The organism is Sediminibacterium sp. (genome assembly GCF_030695065.1).
Classification (GTDB): Bacteria; Bacteroidota; Bacteroidia; order Chitinophagales; family Chitinophagaceae; genus Sediminibacterium.
Genome location: NZ_JAUYTR010000023.1, coordinates 34,666 through 54,881, shown reverse-complemented (window position 1 = coordinate 54,881; position 20,216 = coordinate 34,666). Strand labels below are relative to the sequence as shown.

The following is a 20,216-nucleotide window of genomic DNA, read 5'->3' as shown; positions in this document are numbered from 1 at the left end:
ACTGTAAACGACAAAATATTGTTGAAATTGTCGACTGCAAACGACAATTTAATTAAGCTTTAGCTTAGTCACCAATTCTTTAAAATAATCTGGCCCCCAAATCTTAAGACCTGTATTGTCTGGTATAAAGCGAATAATGTCTTCCTTTATGGCCTCAAATGATACAGTGGTTATTTTCGATAGAAGTAGCTCTTTTAATTCTTTTTCTGTAATACTTGACTTTCCCCAATCTCCTGAATCATTCGCTCTAAATACGAAATGTGAAAGGTTTAATGGTACTCCTTTTTTAATATACCATTCTAGATCGTACCAGTCTCTTCCTTTCACTCTATGCTTCCATTGTCTAAATAATAATGCATGCATTTTGCCGGCAAATAAATGGGGAAGGGTAAAGCATTTAACATAAAATGAATAGGGGCGTAAGAGTAATTTTTCTTCTGTTTCAAATCCCAGTGGTGGGTTAGTATCAACCTCTAATTTGATTTTTATTCTTGGCGATAGCTCTAAACCAAGTTGCGGAATCATTTTTTCAAGCACGAATACATTTTTTTCCTGCACACTTACTTTCATGCCGACTGCTTCGAATTCTTGTAACATTCCTTCAAAAAATGGTTCCAAAGAAAACGATTGATTTGTTGCTAATAAAGAAAAATCTAAGTCTTCTGAATAACGATCTAATCCATGAAAAATTCTTAAAGCTGTACCACCATAGAATGCAGCTTTCTCAAAAAAGCCACTGCGGTTTAATCCCGCCAAAGCAACATCTTGCATTATCTCACGTAATGCAGATTCAGCTTCGATTCTGTTTTTAGGTTGGTATTGTTCTAGCCACTCTTTAATCATAATTGGTTGATCATTTTTAGTAGTATCGCTAAACTGCTTTGCTTAGGTGAGTCAACTATCCAGCTTTTCATCATTGCTAAGTTTAATTTTTTTAGAAGGGTTTCTTCCATTCTATAATCTTCTATTAGTAATTCTCTTGCTTGGCTTGTACTCCTAATTACAATGCCTGAAGTCATGATGATTTTATCGAACAAGGCTTTTTCAGGGGACGCAATCATAACCATTTGTTTAGCACTTAGCGCGACGCTTTGAATGCCAAATGTATAATACGGTGCTTTGGCATGTAAATAATTAAAACGCCCCATTACTGTTTTAAATGTTTTAGTTGGCTTCAGCGAGATTGAACTGATTTCATATACTCGTTCTGGAATCATTCCCCAATAAGACAAGGCCGATTCAAGGGAAATATAACTTGGTCCCCATAAATGATTAGCGATTAAAAATGGATCCGGTTGTTTTAAGTGACTGTTTGGTCCTGGCATATATAGCCCTCTTTTAATTGAGGTCAATACATTTTGCTTAACCAATTCATTGATTTTATCATTGGGCCTCTTATACTCCTTAAGAAGGTCCAATACCAATTGCCTGGTGATTGGCTCTTCTTCAAATTCCTTAAGGGCATATATAAAATCCATTTATGTAAAATTATTATACAATAATCGGATAAATTCCGATTATTAGCAAAAATAACATACATAAATCTACAGTATCGGCCTCAACCATTTCTCCGCAGTGGCTTCATCCATGCTTTTTTGTTAAAAAATTAACATATGCTGGGGGTAAAAATACCCCCCGGTTGTTTTTGAATGTATAATTGTTTTGTAAGATATTTAATTATCAAAGAAAAGCTTTTGTGCCTTTTTTCGATTTAATGTAAAGATTTTCAATTACTTATGGGTATCAAAGCTTTTTCAGTTTGTTTATTTATATTGATTTATAGTCAAACCAATGCTCAACAGCCCAATATTGGCGTAATAAGTGGAGTGGTAAAAGACAGCGCAAGCAAAAAGCCATTAAGCTTGGCGACTGTTTCCGTTTTTAAGTTAACGGATTCAAGTATTGTTTCTTTTAAGTTATGTGATGAAAAGGGCGGTTTTGAAATAAGGAATATACCAATCAATCAAACCTTAAAATTAGTCACCACATTTGAAGGGTATGAAGTAGACCGAAGAGAAGTGCGATTAACTGCTTCTGCTAATTATCCTATTGGTCCAATTTTGTTAAAGCCAACTTCAAAATCTTTGGATGAAGTGATTGTGAAATCGGAAAGGCCACCCATTATCGTTAAAAAAGATACTATTGAATTTAATGCGACGGCTTTTAAAACATTACCGAATGCACTGGTGGAAGACCTTTTTAAAAAATTGCCAGGTATGCAGGTGGATCGGGACGGTAATATTACCTACAACGGCAGACCTGTTTCAAGAATATATGTAGATGGCAAGAGTTTCTTTAATGACAATTATAAAGCGGCTACACAAATTTTGCCAAGTGCAATAGTAGCTAATGTGCAAGTTTATGATGATAAAGAGCAATTAGATGCTACACAAAAAAATACTGATTACAATAAGATTATCAATCTGAAACTGAAACAAAATATCAAGAAAAGTACTTTTGGCAAAGTGTCTTCTTCAGGCGGAACCGATAACCGATATGAACTTGCTGGTGCAGTCAATTTTTTAAGAGATACAGTCCAACTTACATTAATAGGCTATAAAAACAATCTAAACAGAGGGGTTTTTAATAGTTCAGAAATGCGGGCATTAGGTGCGTTTAATCGAAGTCAATACAAAATGAGTTTTAATGATGATAGAAATTCTTACACCTTTAATGATATATCCTTTGGAGGCGGAGTGACTGCTGAGACAGAGTCAACTGGTGGGGGTATTAATTTTAATCATGCACCTACAAAGAATACTTCATTTTATGCGCAATATTTTGTATCACATGAAGACGGCTATACGAATGAAAATACTAAAACACTTTTTTACAATAACGACACAATAAATGAGTATAAAATTAAAAATCAGTTTGCTTCAATTAAGACTGTTCAGAATTTAAATTTTGGGTTGAAGAGCAAAAGTAAATCTGGTAATAGAGATTTAACTTTAAATGTAGGAAATCAGTGGTCTGCTATAAATTCAAATACACTGAATACAACAATTAATTCGAATGATAAAGTTGGAGAAATACTTAATTCTAATGGGAAACTTGAACAAACTATCGATCCTAAGAATTATTATCATGCTTTATATTTTTTTTCACGATTATTTCAGAAAAATGATAAATACAAAGCAATCACTTTTCAGCAATCTTATAAATTATCGCAAGATGCTACAAATTTTTTAACTGAAATTGATAATTTAAGTTTGATTCCAACACCGACTACTTCAATTATAAGGCAACTACGAATCTTTAATCCCCGAAATCAAAATATAATTAATCGTTTGGTTTTATCTGGTTGGAGTGCTAAAAAATTTCAATTTGCCTTAGCTAGTAATTTTGATGTTAATAATGAGAAAAATGCAATTGTTACATACTTGCAACCCATAGGTCATATCAATTATGATAGTATAGACGCAAATTTAACAAGTGATGTTAGTGTAGCTAATTCTATTTTTAAAGTAACTCCACAACTAGATTTTGAAATAATGAAATATACTTTATCAATTCGACCCACATATTTTTCTGCACATCAAAATTTAAATATTAGTAATAAGTTATTTGATAATTATAAGAATACTTATACTTATCCTTTATTAAATGTACTCTTTTATAAAAGAGGTGGTATAAGTTTGTCTTTTAATCAGCAGGTTAATTTACCTCGAGCTAGAGACCTAACCCCAATCATGGATAATACAAATCCATTGTTTGTATTTAATGGTAATGTTAATTTAAGAGCTGAAAAAGCCACTACATTTAGTATTTCATACCGAGAATATGATGTGAAGAAACAGGTCAATTTTAATTCTGAACTTTACTATGAAGGCACTCAAAATCCAATAATTCAATCTGTTAGAATCTTGAATACTGGTAAGCAGGAAATTCAATCAATGAATGCTGGAAATAGACATTCACTTGTAATGAGATTAGGAATTAGTAAAAGTTTCCAAAAAATCAACCGCTATAATCACTCAATTAACTTAAATCTGAGTTATCAAAATATGGTTACCCCAGCTGTATTTAATGAAACTGAATTTTCTCAGAAAGTAAATGTTTTTAAAACAACTGTGGGCAACAGTTTTAATTGGCAAGATAAGTTTAGTTTTTACTATAGTTATTCTTATACTGCTAATATCAATCGGTTCACCAATAATTTTACAGCTGATGTATTATCGAATGTTCAAAATCTTGATGTAGAAGTAACTGCTCGATTATTTAAAAAAGTCTCCTTTAATACTACCTTATTGGCAAATAAAATTGTCTATGAAAATCTACCAGCCTTGCCTGTTAATTTGTTTATCAATCCATCTGTATCCGTTTATTGTTTAAAAGAGGATAAGGGTGAAATTAAACTTATTATTCGCGACCTACTCAATCGAAACAATAATTTTAGCAGAAATGTCATCGGGAATAATATTACTGAAACGAATACCAATGTTTTAGGCAGGTATTTTATGCTGACGTTTTCTTATAATTTCAAGACTTTCAAGAACGAGCAGAATAATAAAGTTAACTGGTGATGCTGGGGGTAAAAATACCCCCCGCTTTAATTTCCTATTCAGATGATTTTGTAATATCTTTTTCTTCGATATCCTTTAAATGAAGGGTATAAAAATCTTGGTAAGAATGGTCATCTTCAAAGCAAAGCCTCTATTTACTCTTATTGCATTATTTTTTAGTTGTGAAATCTTATCGCAAAGTTTAAGCTTAACTAAATTCCAATCTATTCATGGGAATTCCATTTTTAATACAATTCCTATTGGTACACTTAAATCTAAATTTCATTTAGCTATTAATAGTTATCCTAAAAATTTCAGCCCAGTATCAATAAAGGAATTCAAATTTCAGAACGGTTTAAATGACGAGGATTTTAATAAATTAAAAAGAGTCAAAATAATATTTGGTTTTATAAATGGAAATGAATATTTCATCATTGATTCAAATAACGACAATATTTTTTTAAATGAAAAGATATATGATGTTAAGAAATTAGATTATATTATAGTCCTACGAGATGTTGAATTTTTATTGAATAATCAAGTATTAAAAAAATCTGTCACTATCAAATATGTAAAAAGCGGGCTCTCGTTTGGTAATAATTATCTTAAAAATATTTTTGTTCTTGTTCCTTTTTATAATCAGACCAATTTTGTAGTAGATAAACAAACTTATTTCTTAAATTTTATTAATTATGATTATGACAATTTAAGTGTAAAGAATAAGATGGTCTTTTCAATATCCACTAATTCCAAAATTAAAAATTCACCAAAGGATGAAATTATTTACTATAAAATTGGTGATACTGTTTTGATCAATAAACATCAAGTTATTTTACAAGGCTATTATGATAATCCAATGTCAATTGGCATTAAGCTAATTAAAATGGATGATAATTTTGGTTATGACATTAATTTTAAAGCCTACGACTTTAAGTTCAAAGATATAATGACTAATAAGTCTTTTAATATTCAAAATTCGAACCAATTTATTTTATTGGACTTTTGGGGAACATGGTGTAAGCCATGCCTTGATTTACTTCCAGATCTGAAAAGTATTTTTGATCGATATGGCAGAGATAAGTTTAATATTTATGGTGTTGCACACGATGATGACCTTAGTGGAGTAAAAAATTATTTGAAATCAAAAAACGTTATATGGCCCAATGTATTTGATAAGCGAAGTAGTGCTGAATTAGTTAAAATGTATAAAATTACAAGTTTTCCAACATTCATTCTGATTGATCCCAAAGGAAAAATAATTTTTAGAGGTATTGGAAAAACGTCATTGAATTCTATTGATAACATATTATCCAATCATTATTAATTTTTAATTCTATTCCATAAATCAATTTTAACCTACAATATCGGCCTCAACCATTTCTCAGCAGTAGCTTCATCCATGCCTTTGCGGGCTGCATAGTCTTTAAATTGGTCTTGCTCAATTTTGCCAATTCCAAAATACTGACTCTGCGGATGCGAAAAATACCAACCACATACAGACGATGCTGGATACATGGCCAAGCTTTCTGTTAAGCTAATGCCTGCATTGTTTTGCGCATTCAGCAAATCAAATAACTTGTATTTCTCTGTATGATCTGGACATGCTGGATAGCCTGGTGCGGGGCGGATGCCCTTGTATTGTTCTTTAATTAATTCTTCTGGGCTTAATTGTTCCTGTGCATCATAACCCCAATATTCTTTACGCGTATGCAAGTGTAAGGCTTCTGCAAATGCTTCTGCAAAGCGATCGGCCAATGCTTGCAACATAATTTTATTGTAGTCGTCGTGTGCCGCTTCAAATTTTTCTAAATGCGGTTCTATGCCATGAATACTTACGGCAAAAGCACCGATATAATCTTTTTTATTAGCTGTTGCTGGGCTAATAAAATCTGCTAATGATAAATTGGGTTGCCCTGGTGCTTTCTTGATTTGTTGGCGATGAAAACTCAATTGTACTTTTTCTTTTTCAGAGCGTACTTCTACATCATCATTATTGCTGGCTGCTTCCCAAAATCCTATCACACCTTTTGCGGTTAACCATTTCTCTGCAATGATTTTATCTAATAAAGCATTGGCATCATTGTACAATTTAGTGGCTTCTGTACCTACCACTTCATCGGTTAAGATGGCTGGAAAATTGCCATGCATTTCCCAAGTAATAAAAAATGGTTTCCAATCAATGAATGTTCTTAACTCATTCAAATCATAATGATCAAATACTTTGGTTCCAGTAAAGCTGGGTGTGGGTGGAGTATAACTGTCCCAATTAATAGCCACTTTATTTTTCAACGCTTCTGCATAAGGCAGGTATTGCTTTACTGATTTCTTATTGTCGAATCCTTCTTTTAGTTTGCTGTACTCTTGAACCAACTCATCTAAGAATGGGGTCTTTTGTTCTTTATTCAATAAGGAACCCGCAACCGTTACACTTCTGGATGCATCTAGTACATGCACAACGCCATTTTGGTATTCTGGTGCAATCTTTACGGCCGTATGCATTCTTGATGTGGTAGCACCTCCAATCAACAAAGGCTGCTTCATATTCCTGCGCTTCATCTCTTTGGCTATATGCACCATTTCATCTAAAGACGGAGTGATTAATCCACTCAATCCAATAATATCTGCTTTCTCTCTTTCTGCTGCTTCTAATATTTTATCGGCAGGTACCATTACGCCCATGTCTACAATATCGTAGCCATTACATCCTAATACTACGCCTACAATATTTTTTCCAATATCGTGTACATCGCCTTTTACAGTGGCCAATAATATTTTTGCTGCGCCTGCTGTTTCTTCATTTACTGTTCCTGCTGCTAAGTGCGCTTGTTTTCTGTCTTCTTTTTCTTGTTCTATAAAGGGTGTTAAGATGGCCACACTTTTCTTCATCACTCGAGCACTTTTTACTACCTGTGGTAAGAACATTTTTCCTGCACCAAATAAATCGCCTACGATATTCATGCCATCCATCAATGGACCTTCTATCACATCCAATGGTCTTGGATATTTTTGTCTGGCTTCTTCTGTGTCGTCATTTATATAATCGGTAATGCCATTAATTAAAGAATGCGCCAATCTTTTTTCTACCGGCTCTTTTCTCCAAGCTTCATCTTTTATTGCTACTTTTCCCTTGGCTTTTACGGTTTCTGCGTGCTGTATTAATTTTTCTGTGGCTTCGTTGTTGTCGTTGTTTCTATTCAAGATCACGTCTTCGCACAATGCCCTTAGGGTGGGTTCTATTTCGTCGTACACTACCAACTGTCCGGCGTTTACAATCCCCATATCCATACCTGCTTTAATAGCGTGCAATAAGAAGACTGAATGGATCGCTTCTCTTACATGGTCGTTGCCTCTAAATGAAAATGATACATTCGATACACCGCCTGAAACCTTTGCCAATGGCATTAATCGCTTGATTTCTCTGGTGGCTTCTATAAAATCTACTGCATAGTTATTGTGTTCTTCTATTCCTGTTGCAATAGCAAATATATTGGGGTCGAATATGATGTCTTGTGGATCAAACCCTACTTGCTCCGTTAATATTTTGTAGGCGCGATGACAGATTTCTATTTTTCTTTCCTTAGTATCCGCTTGTCCTACTTCATCAAATGCCATCACAATTACTGCTGCACCAAATGATTTGCAAATGAATGCTTGCTCAATGAATTTGGCTTCGCCTTCTTTCATAGAGATAGAGTTCACAATACATTTTCCTTGCACACATTTTAATCCAGCTTCAATGATCTCAAATTTTGAGCTATCAATCATGATGGGAATGCGCGCAATATCTGGTTCGCTTTGTAATAAGTTTAAATAAGTGGTCATAGCACTCACGCCTTCTAACAAAGCGTCGTCCATGTTCACGTCTAATATTTGCGCACCGCTTTCTACTTGTTGTCTGGCAACGGATAGGGCTTCTTCAAATTTATTTTCTCTAATTAGTCGTGCAAATTTCTTTGAACCAGTTACATTGGTTCTTTCACCTACGTTTACAAAATTGGTCTCTGGTCTAATGACCAAAGGTTCTAATCCGGCAAGCCTTAAATATGGTTTGATTGTACTCATTGTTTAAATGGTTGGTTCAACCACAGGTAATTGTCTGGGTTGCATTTTTTGTACGTTGTCTGCAATATGTTTAATATGGTCGGGTGTTGTTCCGCAACAGCCTCCTACAATATTTACGAATCCTTGCTTGGCCCACTCTTCTATAAAGTGTGCGGTTTCGTGTGGTGCTTCATCGTATTCTCCCATGGCATTCGGTAATCCTGCATTGGGATAGGCCGATGTATAACAAGCTGCTATTTGTGATAACTCTTCTATATGACTTCTCATTTCTGCGGCACCCAATGCACAGTTTAATCCAATGCTGATGGGGTTGGCATGCATCACCGATGTGTAAAATGCTTCTAATGTTTGTCCACTCAGTGTTCTACCTGATGCATCGGTAATAGTGCCGCTGATCATGATGGGTAGTTCTGGTATTCCCTTGTCTCTGAAATATTTTTTGGCTGCGTAGATTGCTCCTTTTGCATTCAATGTATCAAAGATGGTTTCTATCAATATTAAATCTACTCCTCCGTTTACTAGTCCATCTATTTGTTCATAATAGGCGTTGGCTACTTCGTCAAAGGTTACGGCTCTGAATCCTGGATTGTTCACGTCTGGTGATAAGCTCAATGTTTTATTCAATGGGCCAATGGCACCTGCTACAAATTTGGGTCCGGTGTCTGGATGTTTTTGTTTAAACTCCGCTACTGCTTCGCGGGCACATTTAGCGGCGGCTACGTTCAACTCATACGCCAAACTTTGCATATCGTAGTCTGCCATGGCAATGGTCGTACTACTGAATGTATTGGTTTCAATAATATCTGCACCTGCTTCTAAATACAATAAGTGGATGCCCTTAATAATTTGTGGTTGTGTGATGCAGAGCAAATCATTGTTACCCTTTACGTCTAGATGCCAGTCCTTAAATTGTTCGCCTCTGTAATCGGCTTCAGTAAGTTTATGCCGCTGTATCATGGTACCCATGGCACCATCAATTACTAGGATTCTTTTCTGGAGTTCTTCTTTTATTAGCATATGTATTGGTTCAAACACCTTTTGGTGATTTAATTACCAATAAACGCCAGAATGTGGGGGGAGGCACTTCAAACGTTTATTAGTTCTAAAAACTAACCCATAGCGGTATAGTACCGTATTGGCTAGGACCTTGGCTGAACAATAAACAAATCCACCAAAGTCGGTGCAAAGATACACCCATATTGTATTCTAGCAAAATATAGCCCTTCGTAAATGGCTATTGATACAAGGCATTGATGTCTGCATTCACTTTTTCTGTTACTGCAGATGCATCAATTTTGTAGTCTTTCATTACTATTGGAAATTTTCCTGTTGCTGAAACCTTGCCTGCTTTAACGGTGATGAAACCGTTGACTGTTAAGGGTTGTGTTACTCCATGTAGGGTTAAGTTCCCTTTTACCACGGCTTTATAACTACCATCTTTCGTAAAATTGATCTCTTTAATATTGCTGATGCTTCCTTTGAATTCTGCTCTTGGAAATTTATTGCTCTCTGCATAATCGTTGTTGAACTTCTCTTGCATTTCTGCATACTCAAACTTAAACCCTTTGATGAGTAGGCTAAAACTCAGTTGTCCATTATCGGATAATCTGCTGGCTACTTCGTTGTTTACTGCTTTTACATCTTCGTCGTTGGTGGCAATAAAACTCACTTTGGCATTGCGGGTGCCAAATTGTTTTTGTGCATTCAATTGTGTAAAGCCAATAATTAAAGCGGCGAGTAATAGTATTTTTTTCATATCAGCTAATTAGTGGATGTTATTATTTTTTTACGAAATGGTTAATTAGGGTACGAGTACGCCTTCGTTAATCACCACATTGGCGTCTGGTATATAGCCGGTACATATTCCTTTAAAACGGATGGTACTGCCGGGTTTTAGTTCACCGGGGTTGGTTTTAAATGTACAATTGATTACAAAAAATGCATCGTCTGTTTTAAAATTTACCACCGATTGTCCGTCTTGATTGGTACTCTGGTCTAATACTTCTCCTTCAATTTCAATGGCTTTGTCTAAATATTTTGTGTTGGCTGCCGCTTCATCATTTTTAAATGCTTCAAATAATGCCTGAGCCTTAATCGCAATCGCTTTTTCAGTGGTTACGTCACGGTGCGGCTTCGTAAATATTTTATAAACAATGATCCCGCCGGTAACGGCACCTACCAATACCAGGGTTAATATGATTTTAGTCCATTTTTTCATGACGGCTCTATTTTAATGTTTAAACAACGAAGTTAAGATTTTGTTTGGATTCGGCATTCAAAACTTATTGCACATACTGCTGTACAGGCAATCTATTGGCAATACTTCTCGCCAAGGTCATTTCATCTGCATATTCCAACTCTCCCCCAAATGCTATGCCACGTGCGATGGTAGTGACTTTGCATTTTAAATGAGCAATCTTTTTCTGTATAAAATAGATGGTGGTATCCCCCTGTATATTCGGGCTGAGCGCAAATACCAGTTCGTCTACTTGTTCTTGGGTAATTCGGTTCACGAGTAACTCAATGCTCAACTGATCGGGACCTATTCCATCCAAGGGAGATATAATCCCCCCTAACACATGGTAGGTGCCATTGAATTGTTGCGTGCTCTCGATGGCTATTACATCTCTGATATTTTCTACTACACAAATAATTTGTTGATTGCGTAAGTTATTGGCACAAATGGAACAGGTTTCTCCGTCGCTGATATTATTGCATCTTTTACAAAATTGTATATCCCTTCTCATTTTTGCAATCGTGTCTCCAAACAATGCAACATCGTTGATGTCTTGTTTTAATAAGTGTAACACCAGTCTTAACGCTGTTTTTTTTCCTATGCCGGGCAGCTTAGAAAATTGTGCTACCGCATTTTCTAATAAGGTTGATGGGAGTTGCATTATGTAAAGATAATCGGTTTACTTTGTGCTTTAGATTTTGTATATGAAGCTGCATAATTTTAATTCTGGTCCTTCCATTTTACCTCAACCCGTTTTAACCCAAGCGGCTGAAGCGGTGTTGAATTATAATAATACTGGTTTGTCTTTGTTAGAAATTGGCCATAGAACGGCTTGGTTTCAAGAAATTTTACAAGAAGCCAACAATTCGGTGAAGCAATTAATGGAATTAGACGACTCTTATGAAATCCTTTTTTTACACGGGGGAGCAACAACGCAGTTTATGCAAGTGCCTATGAATTTGTTAGACACCCAGGCTACCGCAGCGTATTGCGACCACGGTGTTTGGGGCAACAAAGCATGGAAAGAAGCCAGCTTATTCGGAAAGGTGAAAGTGGTGGCCGATAGCAGCGACCAGCAATATCGTTACATTAATAAAGGCTTTGACATTCCTACTGATGCGGCTTACTTGCATTTGACTTCTAACAATACAGTGGAAGGTACGCAGTGGCATCAATTTCCCAACACGACTGTTCCTTTAGTGGCCGATATGAGTAGTGATATTTTTAGTAGGCCTGCTAATTATTCGGCTTTCTCTTTAATTTATGCGGGGGCTCAAAAAAATATGGGTGCTGCTGGTGTAAACTTGGTAGTGATTAAAAAAGAGATCTTAGGAAAAGTAGCGCGTACAATCCCCACCATCATGAATTACCAGAAACATATTGAAGCGGGTTCTTTAATGAATACGCCTCCTGTGTTTGCAGTATACGTGAGTATGCTTACCCTTCGTTGGATTATTCAAGAAGGGGGCTTAGATGCAATGGGTATTCGCAATCAAAAAAAATCATCTTTATTATACGATACCATTGATGCCAATCCTTTATTTGATGCACCGGTTGCGGTTGAAGATAGGAGTCAAATGAATGCGGTTTTCTTTTTAAAAGACCATGCATTGGAAGCGCCGTTTTTAGACCTTTGTAAAAAAGAAGGCATGATTGGTGTGAAAGGATATAGAACAGTGGGGGGTATTAGAGTGAGCATGTACAATGCTTTGCCTATTGAAAGCGTAACCAGTTTTTGTGACTTGTTGCATTTCTTTACCCAAAAGCATGGGTAATATCCGATTATCATAACTTTTCATTTAAGAATATATCACCGATATTTGCCCAATGGCAATTATTAAACCTTTCAAGGCATTAAGACCTCAACCTCAACTTGCTAAACAAGTTGCGAGTTTACCTTATGATGTATTAAATAGTGTAGAAGCTAAATTGGCTGCTCAAGGAAATTCTTATTCTTTTTTGCATATTACTAAAAGTGAAATTGATTTATCGGATAAAATTGATATTCATGCCCCTGAAGTATATGCACAAGCAAAAGATAATTTAGATGCTTTTATTAAGCGGGATGTATTGTTTAGAGAATCTAAAGACTGCTATTATATTTATCAGTTGGTGATGAATGGTAGAAGTCAAACGGGTTTGGTTTGTGTAAGCAGTGTAGATGATTATGAAAATGATATCATTAAAAAGCACGAGTTTACCCGTCCTGAAAAAGAACAAGATCGCATTAATCATATTAAAACCACTGGCGCTCAAACGGGCAATGTGTTTTTAGCTTATCGCAATCACGCTGCTGTGGACGCCATCATCAATCATTGGAAGCAAGCCAAGTCTCCTGTGTACGATTTTACTGCCGATGATGGTATTCAACACAGTATTTGGATTGTAAGTGATTCTGATATTGTTCAGTCTATTACCGCAGCATTTGAAAAAGAAATTCCTTGCACTTATATTGCAGATGGTCACCATAGAGCTGCTTCTGCTGCTAAAGTGCGCCAACAAATGCAAGAGAAAGCACCTGATGGGGCTAGTTATTTTTTAACTACGCTCTTTCCTTCGAATCAATTGCATATCATGGATTACAACAGGGTGGTAAAGGATTTGAATGGATTATCGGTATCCGATTTTTTAGCAGCTTTAGGAAAATCTTTCGAAGTTAGTTTAGTGGGCAAGCAAGTAGTGAAGCCCGAAGAAATTCATACCATGGGTTTATATATAGATGGTCAATGGTATAAATTAACTGCAAAAGAAGGTACTTATTCTAATGACCCCATTGGTGTGTTAGATGTTTCTATTTTACAAGAACAAATACTAGGTCCTATCTTAGGAATTCTAGACCAGCGTACCGATAAAAGAATTGATTTTGTTGGGGGCATCCGTGGATTGGGCGCATTAGAGCAAAGAGTAGACAGCGGTGAAATGGCTGCTGCTATTAGTTTGTATCCTGTTACCATTGATCAATTGTTTGCTATTGCAGACAGTGGTAATGTAATGCCTCCTAAAAGCACTTGGTTTGAGCCTAAGTTGAGAGATGGTTTATTAACGCATTTAATTGCAGATTAATTAAGCATGAAAAAAATATTCTTTATCCTATTTGCCTTGGTGTTAGCTGTTGGCGTAACCGCGCAAACACCTACTGTTAAACAGTTTCAGGAGTCTGCCATGGCCCTCATGCAACAAGGTGATTTTACGAATGCAATGGTTGCGCTTGAAAAAGCGAAAGCCCTTGATCCCCAAAATATAGAAACGATTAAGAATATTTCTTTCTGTTATTATTTGCAAAGGGAATTTGCACAAGCAATTGATGCAGGCAAGTTGGCGATTGAGTTACCCAATGCAGACCAGCAAAGTTTTCAGATTTTAGGCATGGCATATAAGTCTATTGCAGATTATGCAGCTGCTAATAAAATGTATAAGCGTGCTTTGAAAAAATTTCCTGATGGTGGGGTTATTTACAGTGAATATGGAGAGAGCTTACTGCAAGAAAATAAAAAAGACGAAGCCATTGCTACCTGGGAAAAAGGGATAGAGTTGGCGCCTTCTTATAGTGGTAATTATTACCATGCGGCTAAGTATTATTACAAAGAAATGAATTGGATTAGGGTCTTAATTCATGGCGAATTGTTTGTGAATTTAGAGAGTTATTCTGCTAGAACCAATGAGGTCAAAAAAGCCATGTTAGATGCGTATAAAAATATGTTAAGACCTATTGTTAAAACGCCTTATCATTTGGTTCCAAAATATGCCGACTTTGAAAAAAAGCAATTGGATATTTACGAAAAGACCAAACAGCAAGTGGCTGAAGGATTAACCATTGATCATATTGGCAGCATTAGAACCCGTTTGCTCATGGAATGGATGTCGGACAATGCTAAACAGTATCCTTACCAATTATTTTTGCATTGGCAACATATGATTAGAGAAGGCATTTTTGAAGCCTATAATCAATGGTTATTTGGCGCTTCATTTGGTGCGGATGCTTACCAGAATTGGCAAAACACCCATGCAGAAGAAGCACAAAAGTTCAAGGAGTTTCAACAAAGTAGAATCTATCGACAGCCAGGTGGTCAGTATTATTTAAACTAGCCTTATTCAAGATAGTTGTTAAGCCAGTGCAAACTGGCTTTTTTATTTGTTTTTATTTGCCTAATTTGACTCTCTAAATAAAGTGAATTCACTTTAAACGATTGCATTATGAATACGAAGCGTTTATTTGATGCGGTAACACATCAGTTGGAAAACTTTCCTAAGAATGATATGTTGGCTGCCAAAGAAAATGGGAAATGGAAAACTTATAGTACCCAACAAGTAGCTGATACAGTTAATAAATTAAGTGCTGGTTTGGTTTCGCTGGGTGTTAAAGCCAATGATTTTACACCAGAATCGAGTGATAAAATTGCCATCATCAGCAATAATAGACCTGAGTGGGTTTTTACCGATTTGGCTGTTCAACAAGTTGGCGCCATCTTGGTTCCCGTTTATCCTACTACCAATCCCAATGAATTGGCGTTTATTTTAAATGATGCTGCTGTTAAATTCATTTTTGTAAGTAGCGAAGACTTGTTGTTGAAAGTGCAAAGCATTATTGATAAAGTTCCTTCTATTCAGGGCATTTATACTTTTGATACTATTGCTGGTGCAAAGCATTGGACCGAAGTAAGTGCTTTAGCTACCGATGACTTATTGACCCAGGTTGACGCAATTAAAAAGGAAATTCCAGCTGAACAGTTGGCTACCATTATTTATACTTCAGGCACAACCGGTACGCCAAAGGGTGTAATGCTTTCTCATGCAAATATTTATACCAATGTTCAATTTAGTAAGAAGAGTTTTCCTTTCAATGATTCACCTGAATCGAAAGTGTTGAGCTTCTTGCCCTTGAATCATATTTTTGAAAAGACCTGCACCTATATTTATTTATACAGTGGCATTAGTATTTATTATGCGGAAAGCCTTGAAACCATTGGTGATAATTTAAAAGAAATTAAACCCAATGGATTTACTACTGTTCCCAGGTTACTAGAAAAAGTATTTGAAAAAATTATGGCCAAGGGCAGTGAGTTAACTGGTACTAAAAGAAAATTATTTTTCTGGGCAGTTGATTTAGCTGAGAAGTATGATAATAGAGTGAGTGGCGGTGCTTGGTACAATATTCAATTGGCCATTGCCAATAAATTGATCTTCTCAAAATGGAGAGAGGCATTGGGTGGTAATATTTCTTTTATTATTACTGGTGGTGCAGCTTGTCAGGTAAAATTGTTGCGCATTTTTAATGCAGCAGGAGTGCCTGTTTACGAAGGTTATGGCCCTACAGAAAATAGCCCTGTTATTTGCGTAAACAGACAAGAGAAAGGAGGAACAAAATTTGGTACAGTAGGTCCTCCTATTGAAGGTATTCAAGTGAAGTTGGCCGAAGACGGTGAAATCATGGTAACCGGACCTTGTGTTATGAAGGGCTATTATAAGCGCCCAGACCTAACTGCAGAAACCATGAAAGACGAATGGTTGCTTACAGGGGATATTGGTGTTTGGGACGAAAACAAATTCTTAAAAATAACCGATCGTAAAAAAGAACTCTTCAAAACCAGTGGTGGCAAGTATGTTGCGCCTCAGCCTATCGAAAATAAATTGAAAGAAAGTCCATTTGTGGAGCAAGTGATGGTGGTGGGATCGGAGCGTAAGTTTGTAGGTGCTTTAATTGTTCCTTCTTTTGCAACGCTAAAAGAATGGATGCGAGAAAAAGGAATTCCTTATACCACCAATGAAGACGTGATTCATCATCCTAAAGTATTAGAGTTGTATCGTGAATTGGTAGAGAGCTTTAATAAATTCTTTAATCATGTAGAGCAGATAAAGAAGTTTGAATTACTGCCAAGAGAATGGACCGTAGATACTGGAGAAATGACACCTAAGTTAAGTTTGAAGCGTAAAGTAGTGAACGAGAAATTTAAAGACGCCATAGAAAGAATCTATGCCTGAACCTAATGCTTTATTGTGTATTTTAATAGTAGAAGATAATCCTGCTGATTTATTTGTACTAGAAGGACTATTATGGAAAACCAGATTGCCCATTGGGCAAATCATCAAAGCAAGTAGCAACGAAGAGGCCGACCATTTGCTAAAAAATGAAAAACCGAGTTTAATTTTACTGGATCTTTCTTTACCTGATAGTGTAGGGATTGAATCGTTTAAGCATATTAATCAACTTGCGCCGAATATTCCCATCATAGTCTTAACGGGCTTATCTGATATGGACATGGCGCTCGAAACCATGGCTGCTGGTGCACAAGATTACTTGGTTAAAGCAGAGTTCGACGAAAAACTACTTTCTAAATCTATTCAATACAGTATTGAGCGTAAGCGCAACTTAGAAAATATTAGAGTTAGTAATGAACGATATAATATTGTGGTGAAAGCCACCAGTGATGCGGTTTGGGAATTGAATATTAACGATCAATCGGTTTTATGGGTGGGTGATAATTTTAAAAAGACTTTTGGGTATGATTTAGTGGATGTATATGTAGATGCCAACGATTGGATTTTTAAAATTCATCCTGATGATAGAGACCGAGTTCAAAAAAGCATCACAGACGCTTATTCAAATTCAGACAGTCCTTATTGGAAAGAAGAATATCGATTTTTAAAATCGAATGGTCAATACGCATATGTGCTTGATCGTGGTTACATCATTTATGAAAATGAGCAACCAGTTAGAATGATTGGGGCTATGCAAGATATTACGGAACGCAAGGAAAACGCGGAGATGATTATGCTTTCCGAAAAACGGTATCGAAGTTTATTCTACTATAATCCCATGGCTATTTTTATTTGGGATTTGCAGTCGCACCAAATTTTGGAAGTAAATGATATGGCCGAAAAGGAATACGGCTATACCCGTGATGAATTTGTACAATTGACCTTATGGGATTTAAGAACCCCTGATAATTTTGGCAAGCTCAAATTATTTATTGAACATATTGCTAGCTCTGATGAAATGGATTCTGGGGGAACCTGGGAACATATTACCAAAAATGGGGAGCGAATATTCATGAATATTTTTTCGCATCGCATTCAATACAATGGAAAAGATGCGGTAATGGCTATTGCACAAAATGTAACAGGTAAATTATTGCTCGAGAAAAAATTGGAAGAAGAGCGCTTGATTAAGCAAAAAGAAATTGCTGAAGCAGTAATTAATACGCAAGAAACTGAACGTCACGATATAAGCCGAGAATTGCACGACAATGTGAACCAACAGTTAACTGTAGCCATGATGTACATTGCTTCTGCCGAAAAAAAACAACTACCTGGTTCAGATTTACTTCGCCAATCGGCCGATTTTATATTGCACGCAATTGAGGAAATACGTAGGCTTTCTAAAGGATTGGTTACTCCTTTAATTAAAGACTTTGGATTGGTTAAAGCAATCGAAAGTGTGTTAGAAGACTTAACAGCAGTGAATGATATGCAGATTGAATTTGTTTCGGATACTTTTTTTGAAGACGATATCCATTACGATTTTAAGCTTAGTATTTTTAGGATTGTGCAAGAACAAGTGAATAATATTTTAAAACATTCTGGCGCCAGTCAATTAAAAATTGATTTGGGTAGAAATATCAATAGCATTTATTTATCTATTTATGATAACGGGGTAGGCTTTGATTTGGCGGTACAAAAAAAGGGAATCGGTTTGTACAATATAACCAGTAGGGTTGAACTGTTTAATGGCAGCATTAGTATTCATACTGCCCCTACCTCTGGCTGTGCAATGCATATGAGTTTTCCTATTACCCAAGAAATTATGCGTCACTAATTCTTTTAGTTGCTGCTATAAATTTTTGACGAATAATACTCTGTACTGGTTTTCGTTGAATTTTACTCTCAAGCCATGAAATAAAATCGAGGTACATAAATGCCCTTGTTTCCATTCTGTCGTTGGCCATTCCTTTTAGTTCGGTCAATAGTTGTTGAAATAATGGTTTAACCTTATTGGGAGAACTATGAAAGGATTGTTTTAAGAAACTAAATACGGCTTCTTCTGCTGCACTTAGGTTTTGCATCTTAGCCATGAATCGATAAACAGATTTCAGTAAATATTTAAGTAAGTCAAAATTGCCCATTTCATAATGTGCTATCATATGTAAGAGTCGGGCATAACATTGTAAATCTGTTCTGAGGTCTACTTTTAAGTTGATGATCTTATTTAAATAATCAATGCTTTTTGCTGCGTCGCCACTACCAAAATACAGGGAAGCAATTTTATAATAAAAGACTAAGGTTCTATGTCTGTCTAAATACAATTCGTATTCCAATAGTCTTTCTTCTATTTCTGGAACCAAGGATAAGCCCTTTGTAAAAGTTCCCTCCATGAAATGTTTATTCAGTTTGGCGGTGTACAAATACGTGAAGCATTGCACTTTGTTGTTAATATTATTTTGAACTACTGGGGTTTCAATAAATGCTTCAAATTCCTTGATGGTTTCATTAAATTTTCTATAATTCCTCAAATCAAAATGAGCGCCCAATAAATTATGCATGCCCTTGATATAGTGGGCTGTTTCAATCTCAATCATTTTAGGTTCTGCATTAAATAGTTCTGTCCATTTAATGCAGTATCTATAGTACATCAAAAATTCTTGGGTAATAAATGCATACCAACAATAACACTGGTATAAGTAGAGTTTTTCATAAAAACCTTTTCCCTGTTCGTTTTCATGCAAAATGGGATGCTTGAAATATAGATCCAATGCTTGCTTATCTGCTTCGTTTCGGGCATGCCCATTTCTAATATACCACTCGTACAACAACAACGATAAATTGGAAAGTGTGCTAATATTGACCAATCTTTCATTGGTTTCGTCTGATTCCGCGCAAAGCTTTTCTGCTCTATCCTGCATACTTCTGGTAATATGCAACGATTCAATTTTTTTCTCTAAAAAAAGTACCTGTTGAATATAAGTTACTTGATTATTGGCCTTGGCTAATTCTTTTACCTTGTCTAATATTTTTAAACTTTGAATATTGAGTCCTTTATTGTACAAGATTCTAGCGAAGTCTAATTGTTCATGCAGCTGCAAGTCTATATTTTCCTCTTGCTTTAATAAACGAACACTTGCTAGTATTTCTTGGTACAAATGTGCTTTTAAATTAGATAGTTGTTGCTTTTGTATGCTGGGTGTTTTCTTCAGTAAAATGGCTTCATCATATTGAGCCATTTTATCTAATGCATCAAATAATTGAACCACTTTTAAGTTACCGGTTCCCGAATTACGGGTCATATATAGTTTGAAATTGCGCTTTTCGGCTCTTTCAAGCGATTGAATTAATTGAAATAAGGCGTCTGTTGTTCTGTTGGGCATCGTAATTGAGTTGGGCTATAATTCAATACTGTATTGACTTTTATGGTTTTTGAG

Annotated in this window: 13 protein-coding genes and 1 pseudogene; 7 read left to right on the top strand and 7 right to left on the bottom strand. The window is 35.8% G+C overall.

Features of this window, described 5'->3' with window-relative positions; all coding sequences use genetic code 11:
• Positions 1-48 precede the first annotated feature (48 nt).
• Both Q8S25_RS10995 and Q8S25_RS10990 read right to left on the bottom strand, forming a co-directional pair.
• Positions 49-843, bottom strand: coding sequence for a nucleotidyl transferase AbiEii/AbiGii toxin family protein (locus tag Q8S25_RS10995; protein ID WP_305537690.1), 795 nt, complete (start codon positions 841-843; stop codon positions 49-51).
• Complete coding sequence (locus tag Q8S25_RS10990) at positions 840-1,478, bottom strand: hypothetical protein (protein WP_305537688.1); 639 nt, start codon at positions 1,476-1,478, stop codon at positions 840-842. Before Q8S25_RS10990 ends, Q8S25_RS10995 begins: the two co-directional genes overlap by 4 nt.
• Before the next feature lie 348 nt (positions 1,479-1,826).
• Between Q8S25_RS10990 and Q8S25_RS10985 the strand changes: the two genes are divergently transcribed.
• Both Q8S25_RS10985 and Q8S25_RS10980 read left to right on the top strand, forming a co-directional pair.
• Positions 1,827-4,526 (top strand): outer membrane beta-barrel protein, encoded by a 2,700-nt coding sequence (locus tag Q8S25_RS10985; protein ID WP_305537686.1) that lies wholly within the window; start codon positions 1,827-1,829, stop codon positions 4,524-4,526.
• Positions 4,527-4,632: 106 nt separating this feature from the next.
• Positions 4,633-5,829 (top strand): TlpA disulfide reductase family protein, encoded by a 1,197-nt coding sequence (locus Q8S25_RS10980; protein WP_305537684.1) that lies wholly within the window; start codon positions 4,633-4,635, stop codon positions 5,827-5,829.
• A gap of 32 nt (positions 5,830-5,861) precedes the next feature.
• Here the strand turns inward: Q8S25_RS10980 and metH are convergent.
• The 4 genes and pseudogenes from metH to recR all read right to left on the bottom strand — a co-directional run bounded on the left by metH (position 5,862) and on the right by recR (position 11,464).
• A pseudogene (metH, locus tag Q8S25_RS10975) lies at positions 5,862-9,584 on the bottom strand (methionine synthase).
• 217 nt (positions 9,585-9,801) lie between these two features.
• On the bottom strand, positions 9,802-10,323 hold the full coding sequence (locus Q8S25_RS10965; RefSeq protein WP_305537677.1) for a YceI family protein: 522 nt from the start codon (positions 10,321-10,323) through the stop codon (positions 9,802-9,804).
• A 45-nt stretch (positions 10,324-10,368) separates the two neighbouring features.
• The gene (locus Q8S25_RS10960; protein WP_305537675.1) at positions 10,369-10,785 is read right to left on the bottom strand and encodes a hypothetical protein; all 417 of its coding nucleotides are present in this window, start codon (positions 10,783-10,785) and stop codon (positions 10,369-10,371) included.
• A 64-nt stretch (positions 10,786-10,849) separates the two neighbouring features.
• The gene (gene recR / locus Q8S25_RS10955; RefSeq protein WP_305537673.1) at positions 10,850-11,464 is read right to left on the bottom strand and encodes a recombination mediator RecR; all 615 of its coding nucleotides are present in this window, start codon (positions 11,462-11,464) and stop codon (positions 10,850-10,852) included.
• 43 nt (positions 11,465-11,507) lie between these two features.
• Between recR and serC the strand changes: the two genes are divergently transcribed.
• From serC to Q8S25_RS10930, 5 genes are all read left to right on the top strand, one after another.
• Positions 11,508-12,578: a 3-phosphoserine/phosphohydroxythreonine transaminase gene (gene serC, locus Q8S25_RS10950; RefSeq protein ID WP_305537661.1), complete on the top strand. Its 1,071-nt coding sequence runs from the start codon at positions 11,508-11,510 to the stop codon at positions 12,576-12,578.
• Positions 12,579-12,630: 52 nt separating this feature from the next.
• The gene (locus tag Q8S25_RS10945; protein WP_305537659.1) at positions 12,631-13,866 is read left to right on the top strand and encodes a DUF1015 domain-containing protein; all 1,236 of its coding nucleotides are present in this window, start codon (positions 12,631-12,633) and stop codon (positions 13,864-13,866) included.
• A gap of 6 nt (positions 13,867-13,872) precedes the next feature.
• Entirely contained in the window at positions 13,873-14,889 is a 1,017-nt protein-coding gene (locus Q8S25_RS10940; protein ID WP_305537657.1) for a tetratricopeptide repeat protein, read from the top strand.
• Between the two features lie 108 nt (positions 14,890-14,997).
• Positions 14,998-16,782, top strand: a complete 1,785-nt coding sequence (locus Q8S25_RS10935; RefSeq protein ID WP_305537655.1) for a long-chain fatty acid--CoA ligase — start codon at positions 14,998-15,000, stop codon at positions 16,780-16,782.
• Complete coding sequence (locus tag Q8S25_RS10930) at positions 16,775-18,616, top strand: PAS domain S-box protein (protein ID WP_305537653.1); 1,842 nt, start codon at positions 16,775-16,777, stop codon at positions 18,614-18,616. The genes Q8S25_RS10935 and Q8S25_RS10930 overlap by 8 nt, the downstream gene beginning before the upstream one ends.
• Here the strand turns inward: Q8S25_RS10930 and Q8S25_RS10925 are convergent.
• Positions 18,603-20,162 carry a hypothetical protein gene (locus Q8S25_RS10925; RefSeq protein WP_305537651.1) on the bottom strand — a complete coding sequence of 520 codons (1,560 nt, stop codon included), beginning with the start codon at positions 20,160-20,162 and terminating at the stop codon, positions 18,603-18,605. The genes Q8S25_RS10930 and Q8S25_RS10925 overlap by 14 nt on opposite strands.
• Positions 20,163-20,216 lie beyond the last annotated feature (54 nt).